The 3,193-nt window shown below is 53.7% G+C and carries 2 protein-coding genes; both read left to right on the forward strand.

Features of this window, described 5'->3' with window-relative positions; translation table 11 throughout:
- Window positions 1–1,143: 1,143 nt before the first annotated feature.
- Window positions 1,144–1,950 carry an immunoglobulin domain-containing protein gene (locus JNN07_08995; protein ID MBL9167862.1) on the forward strand — a complete coding sequence of 269 codons (807 nt, stop codon included), beginning with the start codon at window positions 1,144–1,146 and terminating at the stop codon, window positions 1,948–1,950.
- A 192-nt stretch (window positions 1,951–2,142) separates the two neighbouring features.
- A complete protein-coding gene (locus JNN07_09000) occupies window positions 2,143–2,535 on the forward strand; it encodes a PEP-CTERM sorting domain-containing protein (GenBank protein ID MBL9167863.1) in 393 nt (130 codons plus the stop codon).
- Window positions 2,536–3,193: the final 658 nt, after the last annotated feature.

Below are 3,193 nucleotides of genomic sequence, written 5' to 3' on the forward strand. Positions count from 1 at the left end.
TTCATCCAACCGGCAAAGCGACTCAGCAGAAACAACAGCGGATGGAAAGGAGGACCATCTATTTATCGATCGGAAACGATCAGCATTTCTTTGGAAGCGACGATTTCCACAAATCTCGCAAGACGCATAGTATCAACAGATTGGGTTCGATCGATATTTCAGACACTAGGGGACCGCAGGATACCAGCTGTGGGATCCGCTGGCCACTAGCTGGCAAGGCCGCCTAGCACGCTCCGTTTCTTGCATCTGCGTAGCTGATGTAGCATCTTCCTCCTTATGTTGTTCCCCTGGAGGTTCATTCGGGCCCATCGGCAGTTTGCCGGTTCTGGGGACTCTTTTCCGATGCACTTCTGGGCAAAGCTGCCGTGTCTTCTGCCAGCCTTTGTCATGGGGTGCCTAATGTCCGGCATCACGGTGCTTTCCGCCTTCACCGGATTAGAAACGGTTGCTCGCTATCAAGGTGCAGGGAGCTCGTATAAGCCGTTTGTAGAGGTTGGGCCCTCGGCAGTCTGGCTGGGCACGTCGAATCAAGTTTGGTTGCTCGACATATCGAATCCGACTCACCCTGGTCGGATCGGCTCGTATACAAATCTCGCTGCGCCCACGTGCCTTGAACTGGACGGTAGTCTCGGGTTTTTCGGTGGAGAGTTCCTCGACGTGGTGGATATGCAGGATCCCTCGAGTCCCCGCTTACTGTCGCGTACCACCGAAGTCCGCGAAGTAACCCAGATGACCTTGGTTGGAAAGATTCTCTATTGTTATCTATCCGATTTTTCGCTGGTGCTCGTTGACGTAGGAACTCCCCGCTCGCCCGTGATTTGCAAGCGTTTCGCTGGTTTTTCCTACATGCCTCCTCACTTCACAAGAACCTGGGGTGTGCGCCTGGTACCGATGCTAGCCAGCTCGGGCCCGCTCGCGTTGGAGGTGTTGGATATATCTGATCCGTCAAGCCCGCAGAAGATCGCAGAAATCCCCCTAGATCCTTCCATGATTGTAGGATCTCTATACGGACCTTCTGTCTCGCTCGCTTCGGAAGGGAATCTGCTCTGGCTAGGGTCTGGGACTAAGGTCATCGCATGGTCCCTGAGCGACCCAGCGAAGCCGATACAGGTTTGGTCCGGACAGGTCGCCGGAGGAATCAATGTGCTGAACGCCAAAGATGGACATTTGCATGTCCTGACGTCGGAGGGCAATTTGCTCCGATATGCTGCGGATTCGAATGGTGGCCTGACTTTTGAATCCTCATTGAACTGCGCATTGACACCGGAATTCATCGCTGGAACAGATCAGATCGCGAGCGTAGCAGATCGGATTTTTGTCGCTGGCATAAGAACTCCACTAACCATCATCCGCACTAACGATCGCCCCGGCGTATTGATCACCTCTCAGCCAATGACTGGTCCGCTCGCTTTAGACCGCGGGGCTCGATTGGAACTCAGTGTTCAGGCGGAATCCCGATCGCAGATTCGATATCAATGGATGCGAGACCTTGTAACGCTCCCACTAAGAACGAATGAAGTGTTCACCGTCGACGAGGTGCATAGGCAGGACGCTGGAAGATATTCTGTAATCGTTTCTACAGATGGAGGGAGCATGCTCAGCAGGGGCACAAGGGTTGGAATAAACGTGCCGCTGAAACTTCTAAGTCCGGTAAGAAGGCCCGACGGCGAAGTCGAGATCCCTTTTATTGCGGATGACGGCGAGGTGCTTGGTAATCTTCATGAAACCTGGTTCACGCTTCAGTCCACAGAGGATCCGAGCGTTGGCAACTGGTGGAGCCTGCAGCTCGGTGCTGCCGCCTGGGTTAGCCGTTTTGATGAAGGGATGTGGCGTGTCCAAGTCCCGCATGTTTTGTTCGAGCCGGTGTTGACACCCCCTTGGCTGCCCGCCCCTCCACCTCGGACAAAGTGGTTTTTCAGGCTGCAAAGCCAGCTCATTTTTGTTTGGTGAACCCTAACTCAACCTTGTGCGCGCGTGCGGAAGGTTTTCGTCACTTGGTTGGGAAATCGAAGATAAAGATTTCATGTGCGATCGCGGATGCCCCATACATGCTAGCCGCGCAGCTCAAATGTTCGAGGGCTCCGAAATCCAATCACGATCGCGCTTGTCGAAACCGCATTTCTAGGGGAGGCTGATTAAGTGATGGATCCAAAGACAATAAAACCCAGCTACCCCGTATTTATTGGCGTGGCTTTCCTTTGGCTTACATTCACACACCAAGCGAAAAGCCAAGGTGTCATCTTGGATGAACGGGGCTTTACGCGAGCCACGGCCACTGGTAGTGCAGCACCAATGGGCTTTTATGGAATGGGCTATGAGACAATTTCCACCGAATTTGTCCTGCCATTCGTTCCACAAAACATTCCCTATGCGGGCGGATTGACCGGATTGATTGCGATTCCCGATGGCTACCAGCCACAAATTTCGGATTCCGCTACGATCCCTGAACCCGGATCCACCGCGTTACTCGGCCTCGGCCTCGCATGTCTCCTTCGCCTAGCTTACCCAGGAAGATGGCACCCGCGTCTTCGATAAATGGCAAGTCCTTCAAGAATCACTTTTATTTTCTGAACGCCAGAGGGCGATTCTGGAATCTGGGTCGAGGTTTCTCTAGGGTTCTTGGCCTATCCTCTCACGACCTTGATTTCTCGCGGCGATACGCGCACTTGAATTATGGGGTTGGTGCAGATGCGACTCAGAATACTACCTCACCCCATCAGGCCCACCCACTTGCCTTTGACATCCAGCCTTCGGCGCTGGTCATCGGTGAAACGAGGACGGTTGCCCCAATGTTCTCGGAGAACCTGAACTTCCCTCCCGCAATGATTGGATGTCTACCTGCTGACGGCGGTTCATCTACCCCCAAAGCAAACCAGCAGAAACGACAACGGATTCATCGCAAGAATATCCCTCTATCGGCCGAGAGCGACCAGCTTTGCTTTGGAAACGACAAACTTCAGACCTCTCTCAATACCCACACTATCAACTGATTCGGTTCGTTCGAATTTGCAGACACTACGGCACCACCGTTTGGGATGCGGTGGAAATGCCCACCACGGAGACGGAACAGCTCTCGACGCAACACTGGCTTCATTGCGCGTCACAAACCCTGCTGCCCGCCGGTCGCTGCCACTTCAAGGTGATTTCAAATACCCCGAAACTCGCGCCCAGGCCTGCATCACGTCGCGCAAGG

The sequence above is a fragment of the Verrucomicrobiales bacterium genome (assembly GCA_016793885.1).
Taxonomy (GTDB): domain Bacteria; phylum Verrucomicrobiota; class Verrucomicrobiia; order Limisphaerales; family UBA11320; genus UBA11320.